Origin of the sequence: Enterococcus sp. 12F9_DIV0723 (genome assembly GCF_002174375.1) — a bacterium.
Lineage (GTDB): Bacteria > Bacillota > Bacilli > Lactobacillales > Enterococcaceae > Enterococcus_A > Enterococcus_A gilvus.
The window spans coordinates 1,858,159-1,873,679 of the sequence record NZ_NIBK01000001.1 but is presented as its reverse complement, the minus strand read 5'-3'; the positions used below and the strand labels follow the sequence as shown (position 1 = coordinate 1,873,679).

At 40.3% G+C, this 15,521-nt stretch carries 14 protein-coding genes; 13 read left to right on the top strand and 1 reads right to left on the bottom strand.

The window, feature by feature from the left end:
* Positions 1-68 precede the first annotated feature (68 nt).
* The 13 genes from murC (at position 69) to A5868_RS08805 (ending at position 14,486) form a co-directional block, all read left to right on the top strand.
* Entirely contained in the window at positions 69-1,403 is a 1,335-nt protein-coding gene (murC, locus tag A5868_RS08865; RefSeq protein WP_010780649.1) for a UDP-N-acetylmuramate--L-alanine ligase, read from the top strand.
* A 137-nt stretch (positions 1,404-1,540) separates the two neighbouring features.
* Positions 1,541-2,020 carry a MaoC/PaaZ C-terminal domain-containing protein gene (locus A5868_RS08860; protein ID WP_044926163.1) on the top strand — a complete coding sequence of 160 codons (480 nt, stop codon included), beginning with the start codon at positions 1,541-1,543 and terminating at the stop codon, positions 2,018-2,020.
* Positions 2,013-2,696, top strand: a complete 684-nt coding sequence (locus A5868_RS08855) for a Bax inhibitor-1/YccA family protein (RefSeq protein ID WP_086303721.1) — start codon at positions 2,013-2,015, stop codon at positions 2,694-2,696. Before A5868_RS08860 ends, A5868_RS08855 begins: the two co-directional genes overlap by 8 nt.
* A 214-nt stretch (positions 2,697-2,910) precedes the next feature.
* Positions 2,911-5,550 carry a DNA polymerase I gene (polA, locus tag A5868_RS08850; protein ID WP_086303722.1) on the top strand — a complete coding sequence of 880 codons (2,640 nt, stop codon included), beginning with the start codon at positions 2,911-2,913 and terminating at the stop codon, positions 5,548-5,550.
* Between the two features lie 269 nt (positions 5,551-5,819).
* On the top strand, positions 5,820-6,653 hold the full coding sequence (gene mutM / locus A5868_RS08845) for a DNA-formamidopyrimidine glycosylase (protein WP_086303723.1): 834 nt from the start codon (positions 5,820-5,822) through the stop codon (positions 6,651-6,653).
* Positions 6,654-6,655: 2 nt separating this feature from the next.
* The gene (gene coaE, locus A5868_RS08840) at positions 6,656-7,255 is read left to right on the top strand and encodes a dephospho-CoA kinase (protein WP_086303724.1); all 600 of its coding nucleotides are present in this window, start codon (positions 6,656-6,658) and stop codon (positions 7,253-7,255) included.
* Positions 7,256-7,440: 185 nt separating this feature from the next.
* Positions 7,441-7,914 (top strand): transcriptional regulator NrdR, encoded by a 474-nt coding sequence (gene nrdR, locus A5868_RS08835; protein WP_010780655.1) that lies wholly within the window; start codon positions 7,441-7,443, stop codon positions 7,912-7,914.
* Between the two features lie 10 nt (positions 7,915-7,924).
* Positions 7,925-9,238: a DnaD domain protein gene (locus A5868_RS08830; RefSeq protein WP_086303725.1), complete on the top strand. Its 1,314-nt coding sequence runs from the start codon at positions 7,925-7,927 to the stop codon at positions 9,236-9,238.
* Positions 9,238-10,164, top strand: coding sequence for a primosomal protein DnaI (gene dnaI, locus A5868_RS08825; RefSeq protein ID WP_010780657.1), 927 nt, complete (start codon positions 9,238-9,240; stop codon positions 10,162-10,164). Before A5868_RS08830 ends, dnaI begins: the two co-directional genes overlap by 1 nt.
* 116 nt (positions 10,165-10,280) lie before the next feature.
* Positions 10,281-10,994 (top strand): tRNA (adenine(22)-N(1))-methyltransferase, encoded by a 714-nt coding sequence (locus A5868_RS08820; protein WP_086303726.1) that lies wholly within the window; start codon positions 10,281-10,283, stop codon positions 10,992-10,994.
* A complete protein-coding gene (locus A5868_RS08815) occupies positions 10,975-12,096 on the top strand; it encodes a Nif3-like dinuclear metal center hexameric protein (RefSeq protein ID WP_441316140.1) in 1,122 nt (373 codons plus the stop codon). Before A5868_RS08820 ends, A5868_RS08815 begins: the two co-directional genes overlap by 20 nt.
* Positions 12,097-12,120: 24 nt before the next feature.
* Positions 12,121-13,350: a peptidase T gene (pepT, locus tag A5868_RS08810; RefSeq protein WP_086303728.1), complete on the top strand. Its 1,230-nt coding sequence runs from the start codon at positions 12,121-12,123 to the stop codon at positions 13,348-13,350.
* Between the two features lie 101 nt (positions 13,351-13,451).
* Entirely contained in the window at positions 13,452-14,486 is a 1,035-nt protein-coding gene (locus A5868_RS08805) for a lysylphosphatidylglycerol synthase transmembrane domain-containing protein (protein ID WP_086303729.1), read from the top strand.
* A 17-nt stretch (positions 14,487-14,503) separates the two neighbouring features.
* On the opposite strand, the gene A5868_RS08800 is transcribed toward A5868_RS08805, so the two are convergent.
* On the bottom strand, positions 14,504-15,514 hold the full coding sequence (locus A5868_RS08800) for a zinc-binding alcohol dehydrogenase family protein (RefSeq protein ID WP_086303730.1): 1,011 nt from the start codon (positions 15,512-15,514) through the stop codon (positions 14,504-14,506).
* Positions 15,515-15,521 lie beyond the last annotated feature (7 nt).

The following is a 15,521-nucleotide window of genomic DNA, read 5'->3' as shown; positions in this document are numbered from 1 at the left end:
CTATTTTTACGGATTTATATGATAATGTGAACCGCAAACAATTTTGTACATATAAGGAAGAGGATTAAATGAATAATAAAGATACACTTTATCATTTTGTTGGAATCAAGGGTTCTGGAATGAGCTCATTAGCTTTAGTTTTACATGAAAAGGGCTATCGTGTACAAGGTTCCGACGTTGAAAACTATTTCTTCACTCAACGTGATTTAGAAAAAGCGGGCATTACTATTTTGCCATTTAGTAAAGACAACATTAAAGAGGGTATGAAAATTATTCAAGGAAATGCGTTTCCTGATACCCATGAAGAAATTGCCCGAGCGAAAGAACTAGGTCTGGAAATCGTTCGTTACCATGATTTTATTGGAGAATTTATCCAGCCTTACACGAGTATCGCAGTAACAGGGTCACACGGAAAGACGAGTACAACAGGCTTGCTTGCCCATGTATTAAATGGATTAGCGCCTACGAGCTATCTAATCGGTGATGGGACTGGACACGGTGTACCAGATGCGACCTTCTTTGCGTTTGAAGCCTGCGAATACCAACGCCATTTCTTGGCTTATGCACCAGATTACTCCATCATGACGAATATTGACTTTGATCATCCTGATTACTTCAAGAGTATCGGTGATGTGTTTGAAGCTTTCCAAACATTGGCATCACAAGTTAAAAAAGGTATCTTTGCTTATGGTGATGATGAATACCTGCGCAAACTAGAAGCAGATGTTCCTATTTATTATTATGGACTGTCAGAAAATGACGACATCCAAGCACGGAATATCGTTCGTACGACGAATGGTTCTGCATTTGATGTGTACCATAAAGAAAAATTTATCGGACGTTTCTCCGTTCCTTCATTTGGAAAACACAACATTCTCAATGCGTTGTCAGTTATCGCTGTTGCCTATTTCGAAGGACTAAACATGGACAAGGTGAGAGATGAGATGCTGACTTTCTCTGGTGTGAAACGCCGCTTTACTGAAAAGAAAGTTGCGGATATGATCATTGTCGATGATTACGCGCATCATCCTGCTGAAATCAAAGCGACGATTGATGCCGCTCGTCAAAAATACCCTGAAAAAGAATTGATCGCCGTGTTCCAACCACATACATTCACACGGACGATTGCCTTAATGGACGATTTTGCTGAAGCACTGGATCGTGCGGATAAAGTATATCTATGTGATATTTTCTCATCTGCCCGCGAAGTTGCTGGAGACGTGAAAATTGAAGATCTAGGTGCGAAAATTCAAAAGGGCGGACAAGTAATCAAAGAAGAAAACATGTCGCCGCTTTTAGACCATGAAAATGCAGTAGTTATATTTATGGGCGCGGGGGATGTACAAAAATTTGAACGTGCTTATGAAAACCTATTAAGTAATACGACACGCAACGTGTTATAGTAAGCGGCCCTCGGCAAACCATTGTCGAGGGTCCTCTTCTTTTTTTAATCTTCGCAAAAAATTAATACAAAAAAGGTACAAGCTTGTGTTTTACTTGCTTTCTGATAAAATAATGAGTAGAACAATACACGGAGGGAATGAATTTGTATACTATGAAAGCTCGGAAAATAGGCAAATCGATTGATGAAATTGAGGAAGGTGACTCGTTATCGTTAACGGAATCAATCGAAGATAATCAGATTCTTTTATATTTAGGATTAACAAACGATGCCAATCCTTTGTATATCCAACATGATTACGCAAAAGAAACTGAATATGAACAACCACTTGTCCCATCGGTTATGTTAATGGGGATCATAACAAGTGCGATTTCAAAACATTTACCAGGACCGGGTTCTCATGTCGTGAATTTTTCTATCAATTTTATTGATCCAGTTTTCCATTATGAAACGTTGACCTTTGAGTTTGAAGTGATCAAAGTGGATAAAATGAAAGATGTTGTTACGATCTCTGTTGAAGCGGTGGAGTCCACCGACAATGAAGAGAAACGTATTTTAGATGCAGTGGTAATGGTGAAACCGCCACAGGCACATATAGGAGATGATTTGAATGAATAATCAAGAAACACAAGTTTATGGCTTGAATCGTTTTTATGGAAAGATTTATGCCTTTCTAGCGATGGGAATCGGTATTAGTGCAGTGATTTCATATGTGACATTGAATGTTTGGAGCAGTGAAGTCGCACGCTTTATCAATAATTTTCCGCTAGGTTTCTGGGGAATCTGGATCGCTGAGATCGCCTTAGTTATCTTTTTAGGTGTGAAAGCACAGAAAAATCCCACGTTAGCAATTGGCGGATTTATCGTTTATTCTGCGTTGAATGGATTGACGCTGGCAGTTACTTTGGCAATGTATGATATTGGTACCGTCACTCAGGCATTCGTTACAGCATCTGCTACATTCCTAGTGATGTCACTGATAGGTTCATTTACTAAACGTGATTTATCGGGCGTTGGACGAGCAGCATTGAGTTGTCTGTTCGGGATTATTATCGCCATGCTGCTAAATGTGTTTGTATTACGTAGTGGTGCGGTAGATTTCTTCATTTCCATTTTAATGGTAGTGGTCATGTCAGGGATCACGGCGTATGACAATCAAATGATTCGAAAGATTTATCAAGGGACGAACGGTGAGGCAGGAAATGGTGTGGCTGTCTTTATGGCGCTGCAGCTTTATTTAGATTTCATTAATCTGTTCATTTCATTCTTAAGAATTTTTGGAAGTAGTAAATAGAAAGAGACGAGCGATCGTCTCTTTTTTTTTGCATTAAAGAAAGAATCCGAGAAAAAATGGCTCCATTCTTTTCATTTCATAGATTACTTTGTTAAAATGAGGGGTGGAAGATCATCGCCATAGAAAAATGGCTGGAACATGATGACTGATGTGCTGAAAAACGCATTTATTTTGTAAAAATCAACTACATTAATAGAAATTAGGGGTCGAGTATATGAGTGAAAAGAAATTATTATTAGTAGACGGCAATAGTGTTGCGTTTCGTGCCTTCTTTGCTTTACACAATTCTTTGGAGCGCTTTAAAAATAAGAATGGGTTGCACACGAATGCGATCTACGCGTTTAACAACATGTTTGAAAATGTAATGGATCGAGAAAAACCGACACATGTATTAGTAGCTTTTGATGCGGGAAACACGACGTTCCGTACAGCCATGTACTCTGACTACAAGGGTGGGCGATCAAAAACACCGGGAGAATTCCGAGAACAGATGCCCTATTTACGTGAATTATTAGTAGGCTTAGGAGTAAAGCACTACGAGCTCGATAATTATGAAGCGGACGATATTATTGGCACACTCGCACATCGCGCAGCCGAAGAGGGATTTGACGTAGTTGTCCTATCTGGTGACCGCGATTTGACTCAGTTAACGACGGATAAGATCAAAGTAGATATCACTGTTAAAGGGGTAAGTGAGATCGAATCCTACACGCCTGAGCATGTAGCTGAAAAATATGATGGATTAACGCCTCATCAAATTATCGACATGAAGGGCTTAGCGGGAGATACTTCCGATAATTACCCTGGTGTAACGAAGGTTGGAGAAAAGACAGCGATCAAGTTGTTGAAGCAGTTCGGTAGTGTTGAAGGCGTTTATGAAAATATTGACGAATTGAAGAAAAGTAAAATGAAAGAAAATTTGATCAATGACAAGGATCAGGCGTTTCTTTCTAAAGAATTAGCGACCATCAAACTAGATGCACCTGTGGATGTTTCGATTGATGATTTAGCGTACAACGGGAAAGATTTAGACAAGTTGATCCCATTCTTCAAGGAAATGGATTTTAAAGGCTTTTTGAGCAAATTAAATGTTGAAGAAGAAGAAGTTGAATTAGAGGACATAAAGTTTGAAGTGGTTGATGAATTTACAGAAGAGATGTTCACCGCTGATTCAGCTTTATATGTAGAAATGTTAGAAGACAATTATCACCTATCGGATATTGTGGGTGTTGCTTGGGGAACCAAAGAAAAAATATATGTGACCGACGAGTTGGCGCTTTTTGATAGCGATGTGTTTAAAAAATGGCTGGAAACTGCAAACGGTAAAAAAGTTTATGACGCAAAACGCACGTATGTTGCATTAAATCGTTACATTACTAAAACAGAAGGTATCAATTTTGATGTTTTACTAGCGGCGTATCTTTTAGATACCAACGATAATAGCAATGACATCGCAGGAGTCGCTCAATATTATGGCTATACTGAGATCCAAACAGACGAACAGATATACGGAAAAGGCGCTAAAAAAGGTCTCCCTGAAGATCGTGAAGTCTTCTTTGGACATTTGGCACGGAAAATCAAAGCGATCCATTTCTTAAATGATAAATTGGAAAAAGAGTTGAAAGAAAAGAAACAGGATGATCTGTTTTATCAAATGGAACTGCCACTTTCACGTATTTTGGCTGAAATGGAAATTACAGGGATCACTGTTGATGCGCAACGGCTGCAATCGATGCGTGGGGAGTTCTCCAAACGTTTGCAAGAGATCGAAAAAAAGATTTATCAAGATGCGGGAGAAGAATTCAATATTAATTCACCGAAACAGCTGGGCGTTATTTTGTTCGAAAAAATGAATCTGCCAGTAATCAAAAAAACAAAGACCGGTTATTCCACAGCAGTCGATGTGTTGGAACAATTACGGGAGCAAGCGCCAATTGTGGAGCATATTTTAAACTATCGTCAGATTGCTAAGATTCAATCAACTTATGTAGAGGGTCTTTTGAAAGTGATTCAAAGCGATAACAAGATCCATACTCGTTATATTCAGACATTAACGCAAACGGGACGATTGAGTTCAGTTGATCCGAACTTACAAAATATCCCGATCCGTTTAGAAGAAGGAAGAAAAATTCGTCAAGCGTTTGTGCCGCGAGATGAAAACTGGTTGATTTATTCTTCTGACTACTCTCAGATCGAGTTACGCGTTTTGGCACATATTTCTGGAGATGAACATTTGAAGCAAGCCTTCCGTGACGGAATGGATATTCACACGAGTACCGCGATGCGTGTCTTCAATGTTTCTGAAGATGAGGTAACACCGAATATGCGCCGCAATGCAAAAGCAGTGAACTTCGGTATCGTTTATGGGATCTCTGATTACGGCTTGTCACAAAATTTAGGAATCACCAGAAAAGCAGCTCAAGAATATATCGATACGTATTTCGAAAATTATCCAGATGTAAAACGGTACATGGAAGAAAGTGTTCGAGAAGCAAAAGATAAAGGCTATGCGGCTACCTTATATAATCGTCGACGGTATTTACCAGACATTAATGCCCGCAACTTCAATCTTAGGTCTTTCGCTGAGCGAACGGCGATCAATACACCTATCCAAGGAAGTGCTGCAGATATTTTGAAGTTGGCAATGATCGAAATGGCAAAACGTTTGAAAGATGAAAAATTACAAGCAACGATGCTGTTGCAAGTGCACGATGAATTGGTATTTGAAGTCCCTGAGAGTGAATTAGAGCAGTTAGACGCACTCGTAAAAGAAGTGATGGAAAATACTGTCCAATTAGATGTGCCGCTTTTGACGGACAGCAATTGGGGCAAAACATGGTATGAAGCAAAATAGTGAGAAGCTGGAAGAAATTCCAGCTTTTTTACTTCATTATAAATTGCTGCGGGCATGTTAGAATAAGAATGATTGCCTGTTCTTTCTAGAGAAAACAAATTATTTTTCGCTTTTTTAGAAAAATGGTACCGTTAATACGAACTTGCGCTTTTTTTGCGAGATAAAGATACGTACCGCTTCACTGTTAATATATCCAGAGATGTGAAGGGCGTACCTGGCTCAAGCAAGTTCATAAAATCGAATAAAAGAATAGAGTTAGGATGATAGATATGCCAGAATTGCCAGAAGTTGAAACAGTAAGGAAGGGGCTAGTTTCTTTAGTCAAAGGAAAGACGATCGCAAAGGTCGATGTTTATTGGCCAAGAATCGTTGAATTCCCAGAAGTAGAAATTTTCCAGCAGCAGTTGATCGGGGAGACCATTGAAACTGTCCAACGTCGAGGAAAGTATTTAATTTTTCAGTTTACTCATTATGAAATGGTTTCCCATTTAAGAATGGAAGGCAAATATGAATACTTTAAACAGCCGACACCACTAGATAAGCACAGCCATGTACGCTTTATTTTTTCAGATGGGTCAGAACTAGTCTATCATGACGTTCGAAAATTTGGCCGAATGGCGTTGCTAAGAAAAGGGACAGCCAAGGAGTACAAAGGTTTGGCCCAATTGGGACCGGAGCCGACAGATGAAGACTTCGATCTAGCGCTTTTTAAACAGCAGTTAAAAAAATCCTCAACCATGATCAAGCCATTATTATTAAATCAAAAAGTGGTGGCAGGTTTAGGGAATATTTACGTGGATGAAGTGTTATGGCTGGCAAAGATTCATCCAGAGCAGCCTGCCAATACATTAAGTGCGCAATCTGTTCGTCGTTTACGAGAAGCCAGCATTGAAGTGATTGGAAAAGCCAAAGAAGCAGGCGGCACCACTATTCGGACGTATTTGAATGCGCTGGGAGAAGCAGGTCATTTTCAACAAGAGCTGCATGTCTATGGACAAACGGGTATGCCTTGCTCTCGTTGCGGCACACCAATTATAAAGATCAAAGTTGCTCAGAGAGGAACGCATCTCTGCCCACATTGTCAAAAATTGAAGAAGGTGTAAAGATGAGCTTTGTTTTAGGCATTACTGGAGGAATCGCTAGTGGAAAATCGACGGTGGTAACTCTTTTTAAAGAGCAAGGATTCCCTGTTGTCGACGGGGATATTGTTGCTAGAGAAGTGGTTGAACCGGATACGGAAGGACTTCATGCTCTAAAAAAAGTTTTCGGCTCGGAAATCATCAAAGAAAATGGCACGCTAGATCGAAAAAGATTAGGAACGATTGTTTTTCAAGATGAAGAACAGAGAAACCTGTTGAATCGAACATTAGATTCCTTTATTCGGAAGGAAATTACGAAACAAACAGAAGTGGCTAAGCGCGTAAGCCCTCTTGTGATCGTGGACATTCCTTTATTATATGAAGGAAAGTATGAAGCGATGATGGATCAGGTCGCGGTAGTTTATGTCACTCCAGAAATACAATTGCAACGGTTGATGATGAGAAATGATTTTTCAGAAAAAGAAGCCTTGGAACGAATCAACAGTCAGCTTTCTTTAGAAGAAAAGAGAAAACGAGCAGATGTAATCATTGATAATTGTTCCTCGAAAGAAACAACGCAGCGGCAAGTCCTTGATTGGCTAAAAAAAAATAAATTTGTTTCTTAAAGAATTCGGCGTCGTAGCAGTACGACGCTTTTTTTAGCGCGCTGGTTATGGTAAACTCATGTTATATAAACAAATAAATTTAATGTCACAGCGAATCGTTGTTTTTAAAAAATTGTTCTATATAACAAAATATATTTCACAAAATCAGTGAATTTAACTAAACGTAAGAAAGTGTGGGTGAAGCAATGCGTTGTCCAAGATGTAATCATAATAATTCTCGAGTGATCGATAGTCGACAAACTGATGACGGACGAGCGATTCGCCGTAGAAGAGAGTGCGAAAGCTGTGGGTTTCGGTTTACAACCTTTGAGCGGATCGAAGCAGCTCCTTTATTAGTTGTTAAGCGAAACGGGGATCGTGAAGAGTTCAGCCGTGATAAAATTTTACGAGGATTGATCCGTTCGGCGGAAAAACGCCCAGTCGCGATGGAGCAAATGGAACAAATCGTCGATCACGTGGAAAATCGCGTCCGCAGCATGGGTGAAAATGAAGTTCCAACGAGTCAGGTTGGCGAATTTGTCATGGAAGATTTGATGGAAGTGGATGAAATTGCGTATATACGTTTTGCAAGTGTGTATCGACAATTTAAAGATATGTCTGTGTTCTTGAAGGAATTACAGGAGATCGTTGATAAAGCGAAATCAACGGATGAAGAGTAGGAGGCTTTTAGTGGCAGAAGAACTAAAACCCAGCACCTTTTACACGGTCTTTGGAGAGCCACAGCTTGATCAAAGTAAGCAAGAGGCGTTGCTTTATTTGTATCAGCCGATCATTGGCAGCGCCGCATTAAGTCTCTATTTAACTTTAGCAAGTGACATTACTATCGAAGGAAAAAGTCCTAGTTTGATGCATACAGACTTGCTGGCTGCTGTCGATACTGGAATGATGAATTTGATCAAGGCACGAGAACAGCTTGAAGGAATAGGTCTGTTAGACACGTACCAGCAAACGGATGATGAGATAGGCTTGAGTCTGCTGTATCATTTAAGGACCCCGATGTACCCAGTTAAATTTTTCCAAGATCCATTAATGGGTTATTTATTATTAGAAAAAATTGGCACGCGACGGTATGAACGGTTGGTGGGGCGTTTCAAGCCAAAGGATTTTGACACGACCGCTGCTAAAAATATCACGAAGCGTTTTCGCGATGTTTACCGTTTTGATGAGAAAATCTTTGACAGCCAGAGTGAGCTGCTGGAAAAAACACAGGATGATTTTTCAGATTCCAGAGACTTTGATTGGTCATTGTTTAGCCAACAATTGAAACGATTCAATCTTATTTTATCTGTTGATGAACGTGAAAAATTACAGACCTTCCAGACTCTTTATGGTTTAGGGGAACTGGACCTTGCAGAATATGTTGCCAAAGCTGCGGCGGGTGAGAAGACAGGCGTTAATTTTACTTATTTGCGACAATTGATCAATAAAGAGAAGCGGCCGATTATTCCTACTGCTTCATCGGAAGCTGTTACTGAAAATAAAGAGACGACGGGGACTTTTTCACCGCAAGAGTTAGAAATTATTACACAAAGCAAAAAAATCGCGCCGGTCACTTTCTTAAGAGCGATAAAAAGAGAAAAAGGCGGATTTGAAACAAATACGGAAGTTCGATTGCTGGAGGAATTGATCGGTAGAAATTTACTCCCTAAGAGCGTCATCAATATCATCATCAATTATATCTTGGTGATCCAAAATCAAGCTGTAATCAATGCGAATTATTTAAATGCGATCGCCAACGATTGGGCGCAAAAGAAGATCACAACGCCGGAAGCAGCAATCGCGCATGTCCGACAGAACAATCAAAAATTGGTTCGTAAGACTCAACCCTCTCGTTCAAATTACCAAAAGCGTGGAGCGGGTCGTAAAGAGGCATTGCCGGAACATATCAAGCAACCGCCAAAAGAAACAAAATTGACGCCAGAAAAAGAAGCGGAATTGAACCGTAAATTAGCAGAATATTTGAGTAAAGAAGGTGACGATTGATGGAAGATGTAGGAAAAGAATTGAATCGCATCATTAGAAGCCGCGGAGTTGATGGCCGTTACCGTCAAATGATGGAAGAAGTTTTGGCTGATCCGGATGTTCGTCAATTTATTGAAGAACACAAAGAAAAATTAACGCAAGAGGACATTGAAAAATCTTTTGCGAAGCTTTACGAGTTTGTTCAAGAAAAGAAAAAATTCTTGGCCTCTGATCCAACCATGATCGCACCAGGCTACGAACCGCAATTAAGCTTGAATTTTCATTTTATTGACGTTACTTATGTACCTACCGATGAATTGTTGCGTTTGAAGCGCGAGGAGGAAATCCGTAATCGAGTGAATTCTTTGGATATGCCTAAAGATATTCGTAAAGCCTCTATCCGTACTTTTGAAGTCACTTCAGGACGAAGCGAAGCGCTGGAGGCTTCCTTAGATTTTATAAATCAGTATGAGGGCAGCCCTAAGTCGTTTCATAAAGCGTTGTATTTAGTGGGGACATTTGGTGTAGGGAAAACCTACTTGTTAGGAGCCGTGGCCCATGAACTGGCTGTCAAAGGATTCGAAACCACGCTGTTACATTTTCCAACTTTTGCTGGAGAAATGAAACAAGCCATTTCAAACGATAAAGTGGGCCCTAAATTGAATGAAGTGAAGCGTGCGCCAATTTTGATGATTGATGACATTGGTGCCGATTCTATGAGTGCTTGGATTCGTGACGAAGTTCTAGGTGTTATTTTGCAGCACCGTATGCAAGAACAACTCCCAACATTCTTTTCTTCAAATTTCAATATGGATGAGTTGGAAGAACATTTGTCTGTCACACAACGCGGGGATGAAGAACCGTTAAAGGCCAAAAGAATCATGGAACGTATTCGTTATTTGAGTAAAGAAATATTCGTGATTGGTGAAAACCGTCGAAATGGTTAAAAAGCGAAAAGTTTCTTAGAAAAAGAGAAACGCCCTATTAAAAAGCGCTGTCATTTAGCTCTTTTTAAGGGCGCTTTTTTTAAGGAGTGTTATAATTATTTTTAGGATGTGAAAAAATGAACGCGAAAGATTTATCCCTTCGTTTACAAAAAGCGGCGGAATTTGTTCCGCAAAATGCCCGATTAGCCGATATCGGCTCGGACCATGCCTACCTTCCAGTGGCACTGATGCTTCAAAATAAAATTTCTTATGGTATCGCCGGGGAAGTGGTTGTAGGTCCCTATAAATCCGCTCAGAAGCAAGTAGCAAAAAACGGATTAGAAAACAAAATTGATGTCCGACTTGCAGATGGAATGGAAGCCGTAAAACTGGAAGACCATGTTTCAGCTATTACTATCTGCGGTATGGGCGGTGTATTGATCCGCGATATTTTACAACGGGGAAAAGAAAAGAATCGTCTATCTGGAGAAGAACGACTGATCTTGCAGCCAAATGTTGGTGAACGGCAATTACGAAAATGGTTAGTAGATGAGAAATATACGATTACTGACGAGTCGATCCTCGAGGAAAATCGGAAGGTCTATGAGATAATCGTTGCAGAAAAGAAAGAAACCATTCCAGAGTACACGGAAAAAGAGTTGTTCTTTGGGCCGATTTTGTTGAGAGAAGAAAATGAAGTATTTCTAGAAAAATGGCAATATAAATTATCTAAGAGTGAGAGAATCTTAAACAGCCTACATCAAAGTGATCAAGATGTAGCGGAGAAAATCCGTGAAGTCGCGCAAGAAATCGAATGGATCAAGGAGGTACTTGCACATGCAGGGAAATAAATTTATTCAACGATTCAACGAGTATTGTCCTGAGTGGTTAGCTGAAGATGGCGATCCTGTTGGCTTGCATATCGGCACCTTAGATAAAGAAGTCGATCGTATTATGATGAGTCTTGATGTTCGTCCAAATGTTGTTGAAGAGGCAATCGCTAAAAAAATTGATCTGTTGATCGTGAAGCACCCTCCGATATTTCGTCCAGTTTCTCGCTTGACGACGGATGAGGTGCAAACGAAGATGTATGCAGATTTACTTAAGCATGACATCGCAGTCTATGCGGCACATACCAATATGGATATTGTTTCTAATGGATTGAATGATTGGTTTTGCGAAGCCTTGGATGTTTTCAATACGAGTTATTTGGTCCAAACGCACACGATCTCCATGAAAAAAATGGCTGTTTATGTTCCGCAAGAAAACGCAAAAGAAATGCGTCGAGCATTAGCTGAAGCTGGAGCGGGGGAACAAGGAAATTATCAAGCAACCTCGTTTACAGTAAATGGGACAGGTCGTTTTACACCAACGGAGGAAGCGAACCCGGCAATTGGATCGAAAAACGTGCCGGAACAGGTTCAGGAAAGTAAAATCGAAGTTATTTTTCCTGAAACGAAACAAGCAACGGTTGAACAAGCAATGCTCGCTGCGCACCCCTACGAAGAACCGGCTTATGATATCTACTCGTTAGATAATCTCACCGAGAAATTTGGGATCGGCCGAATTGGTGAATTGAAAGAAGCACTGCCGACGGAAGATTTCATTGAGAAGGTAAAAGAAACATTTCAGTTGGAAGGATTACGGGTCGTTTATCCTCATACGGAGAAGAAAACGATCAAGCGAGTGGCTATTTGTGGCGGAAGCGGTGAAAAATTTTATCGCGATGCTTTGGCTGCGAAAGCGGATGTATACATTACTGGAGATGTCTATTACCATACCGCGCATGACATGCAGGAAACAGGGATGCTGGTGATTGATCCGGGGCATTATATTGAGTCATTGTGCAAAGAAAAGATGGTGGCTCTATTTGAACAATGGAAAAATGAAGAAGAATGGACAGTTGATTTCTTCGTGTCTGAGACGTCCACGAATCCTTTTTCATTTAAATAAATAAGCATTAAAGGAGAGAGTAAGATGTACGAAAATTTATTACCACGTTTTTTAGACTATGTGAAGACAGAAACTCGTTCTGATGCGACAAGCACCACAACACCCTCAACACAAACACAGGTAGCATTTGCCAAAGAGCTGATGAAAGAATTAGAAGAAATCGGCATGAAGGATGTTGCTTATAATGAAAATAACGGCTATGTGATTGCTACTTTGCCAAGCAATCTTGACAAAGAAGCGCGGACGATCGGCTTTATTTCTCACATGGATACCGCAGACTTTAATGCAGAAGGCGTAAATCCTCAAATCATTGAGAAGTATGATGGCGAATCAACGATCAAACTTGATGCTGAAGGCAAGTATACATTGAACGTAAAAGATTTTCCTAATTTAAAAAATTACAAGGATCAAACCTTGATCACGACGGACGGATCGACGTTGCTTGGCTCTGACGACAAATCTGGGATCGCTGAAATTATGACGGCGATGGAATATTTGATCGCTCATCCTGAGATCAAACACGGTGAAGTTCGTGTTGGTTTTGGTCCGGATGAAGAAATCGGTATCGGTGCGGATAAATTTGATGTAAAACAATTCAATACGGACTTCGCTTACACGATGGATGGCGGGCCAATTGGTGAATTGCAATATGAAACCTTTAGTGCGGCTCAAGCAGAGATCACGATGCACGGCAAAAACGTGCACCCAGGAACAGCGAAAAATACCATGATCAACGCGTTGCAAATGGCGATCGATTTCCATAATCAATTACCAGAAAGTGATCGTCCTGAAAAAACAGATGGACGTGAAGGGTTCTTCCATCTATTAGCATTAGACGGCAATGTGGAAGAAGCGAAAATGACCTACATCATTCGCGACCACGACCATGATAAATTTGAAGAACGCAAACAAATGATTACGGACATCCAATCAAAAATGAACAGCCAATTTGATCAAGAGCGTGTGGAAATCAACATGTACGATCAATATTACAATATGGGTGAAATCATCAAGAAAGACATGAGCATCATTGATCTAGCGAAGAAGGCGATGGAGGAAGTAGATGTAAAACCTGTCATTGAACCTATCCGCGGAGGAACAGACGGTTCGAAGATTTCTTTCCTAGGAATTCCTACACCAAACATCTTTGCCGGAGCAGAAAATATGCACGGGCGCTATGAATTTGTTTCATTACAAACAATGGAAAAAGCGGTCGATGTGATTGTGAAGATTATTGAGAATAACGCAAAATAATTTTTTCAGAGAAAAGCTTTGAGGAAACTCGAGGCTTTTTCTTTTTTTGGTTACGTGCATGTGTTAGGGTAGAACAATAAAGATAAAAATGAGGCTAAAAAATGAACGTACCAATCAATCGTAAATTGATTTTAAATATCTTATTGTTTGTTGTGATGATCGGCATTATCATTTTTGTGATCCGTGATTCCTTAAGCGATATTTTTACTGAACTTGGAAAGACATCCTTGCCGGTGCTTATCGGTGTAACAGGTCTAGGGATTGTCAGTCAGATCATTGAAGGCTACACAATCAAAAACATTGCTGGCGAATTCAATCCAGACTTTACCATCCGTGATGGGTTCTTTGCTTCCGCCTATTCGACGTTTTATCGTGTCATTACGTTTGGTACAGGTTCGATCGTCGCGGAGGTAATTTATTACCACAAAAAGGGCCTGAAATATTCAGAAGGCACAGGGAGCAGTGCATTACGCATGATCACTTATAAAATGGCATTGATCGTGTGGGGCGTCTTCTTTTTGATCGTTAAAAGCGATGCGATTCAAGATGTTATTGCAAACGGCATCTTTTGGGTATTAGCGGGTATGCTGGTCACGTTACTGATTATGGCGATTTTGTTACTTTTAAGCTTGAATATCAACGCGCAAGTGGTATTGGTGCTGATTTGTAATCGCATATTTAAACGGCAAAAGCTTCGCGACATTGTTGATAAGGTGAACAATCAGGTCTATTCGTTAAGAGGCGCGATCCAAACGTTTATTCGTGATCGAAAAGCAGTGATTCGTGTTTTTTTCTCAAACATGGCAAAGCTGGCAGCATGGTATTTTCTGCCTTACTTTATTCTAGTTCAGGATTATCCGGATATTGATATTTGGTTAACTGTGGCGCTGATCAGCTTTACGGTGATACTCGGGGGGATCTTACCCGCTCCGGGAGGGATCGGAGGCATTGAATTTGTCTATGTGTTATTATTCAGAAATGTCGTAGGCAGAGTAGATGCTGTATCTTCATTGTTGCTGTACCGGTATGCCACCTATTTGCTGCCATTTCTGATCGGAATGGTTTATGTACTGTTTAATAAGCAAAAAGAAATTAATCATGAAATAAAAGAAGCAAAAAAAGAAGTGAACGATTGAATTCGTTCACTTCTTTTTTAGTAATGTACGACAAGTTTGCCGATCATATTGTTTTCTTCAACAAATTGATGCGCTTGATAAAAAACATCTGGTGAGAATCCTGGGATAATTTTGGTCAACGTGCTTTTGATTTTTTTCTCTTGAAGCAGGTGAATCATCAATGCTAAAATTTCACCTTGAGAAGCAATGTTGTAGTCGTAATCTGTCTTAGCGAACATGTACTCCCAATCAAAGCTGCCGGATTTATTTTTTAACTTAGCAATATTCAGATCCTTACTGGATTCTACGATGGAGCCTAAGTGTCCGAAGGGTTCAAGCAGGTCACTCATCTCATCAAAATAACGGTCTGTAGAATGAAGAATCATGATATAAGGTAAAGAATTGTAGTTGATTTTTTTTAATTGCTTTGTTAAATCCTTATGATGGTCGATGACATGATCAGCTCCCATTTTTTCGGACCACTCTTTGCTCTCTTTACGTGAGGCAGTAGTGATCACTGTCAATCCAGCCCATTTCGCTAATTGGGTCGCCATTGAGCCAACACCACCCGCGCCATTGATGATAAGAATGGCACCGTTGTTTTGGTTTTCTTCGGGAACCAACTTCATTTTTTCGAAAAGCAGTTCATACGCCGTCAAAAAGGTCAAAGGCATCGCGGCAGCTTCGTCCGTTGAAAAGCCGTTTGGTAATTTCGCAACGATTCTTGAATCGACCACCTGACTTTCGCTGTAGCTGCCGAATCGTTTTGTTGTGCCTGCGAATACCACGCGATCACCAATCTCGATGGTTGAAACTTCGCTGCCGACCTGAGTCACAATGCCAACGCTATCAAAACCTAACACGTGAGGCTGTGGTGTGCCTTTTCCAGTTTGTCTGAGCTTTGTATCTACTGGATTGATGGAGACCGCCAGATTCTTTACGACAAGGTCAAATCTATTTAATTTAGGAAGCATTACTTCATATGTTTCAAAATGGTTTCCGTTCGAAAGGGGGAACCCTTTTTCGAACCCGATGACACGAGAAATCATTGAATCA

What these genes read in the sequence shown, in the direction of transcription:
- nrdR (WP_010780655.1), top strand. Translation starts at nt 7,441, where the DNA reads ATGCGTTGTCCAAGATGTAATCATAATAATTCTCGAGTGATCGATAGT.
- coaE (WP_086303724.1), top strand. Translation starts at nt 6,656, where the DNA reads ATGAGCTTTGTTTTAGGCATTACTGGAGGAATCGCTAGTGGAAAATCG.
- A5868_RS08855 (WP_086303721.1), top strand. Translation starts at nt 2,013, where the DNA reads ATGAATAATCAAGAAACACAAGTTTATGGCTTGAATCGTTTTTATGGA.
- A5868_RS08805 (WP_086303729.1), top strand. Translation starts at nt 13,452, where the DNA reads ATGAACGTACCAATCAATCGTAAATTGATTTTAAATATCTTATTGTTT.
- A5868_RS08860 (WP_044926163.1), top strand. Translation starts at nt 1,541, where the DNA reads ATGAATTTGTATACTATGAAAGCTCGGAAAATAGGCAAATCGATTGAT.
- A5868_RS08800 (WP_086303730.1), bottom strand. Translation starts at nt 15,514, where the DNA reads ATGATTTCTCGTGTCATCGGGTTCGAAAAAGGGTTCCCCCTTTCGAAC.
- polA (WP_086303722.1), top strand. Translation starts at nt 2,911, where the DNA reads ATGAGTGAAAAGAAATTATTATTAGTAGACGGCAATAGTGTTGCGTTT.
- A5868_RS08820 (WP_086303726.1), top strand. Translation starts at nt 10,281, where the DNA reads ATGAACGCGAAAGATTTATCCCTTCGTTTACAAAAAGCGGCGGAATTT.
- pepT (WP_086303728.1), top strand. Translation starts at nt 12,121, where the DNA reads ATGTACGAAAATTTATTACCACGTTTTTTAGACTATGTGAAGACAGAA.
- dnaI (WP_010780657.1), top strand. Translation starts at nt 9,238, where the DNA reads ATGGAAGATGTAGGAAAAGAATTGAATCGCATCATTAGAAGCCGCGGA.
- mutM (WP_086303723.1), top strand. Translation starts at nt 5,820, where the DNA reads ATGCCAGAATTGCCAGAAGTTGAAACAGTAAGGAAGGGGCTAGTTTCT.
- murC (WP_010780649.1), top strand. Translation starts at nt 69, where the DNA reads ATGAATAATAAAGATACACTTTATCATTTTGTTGGAATCAAGGGTTCT.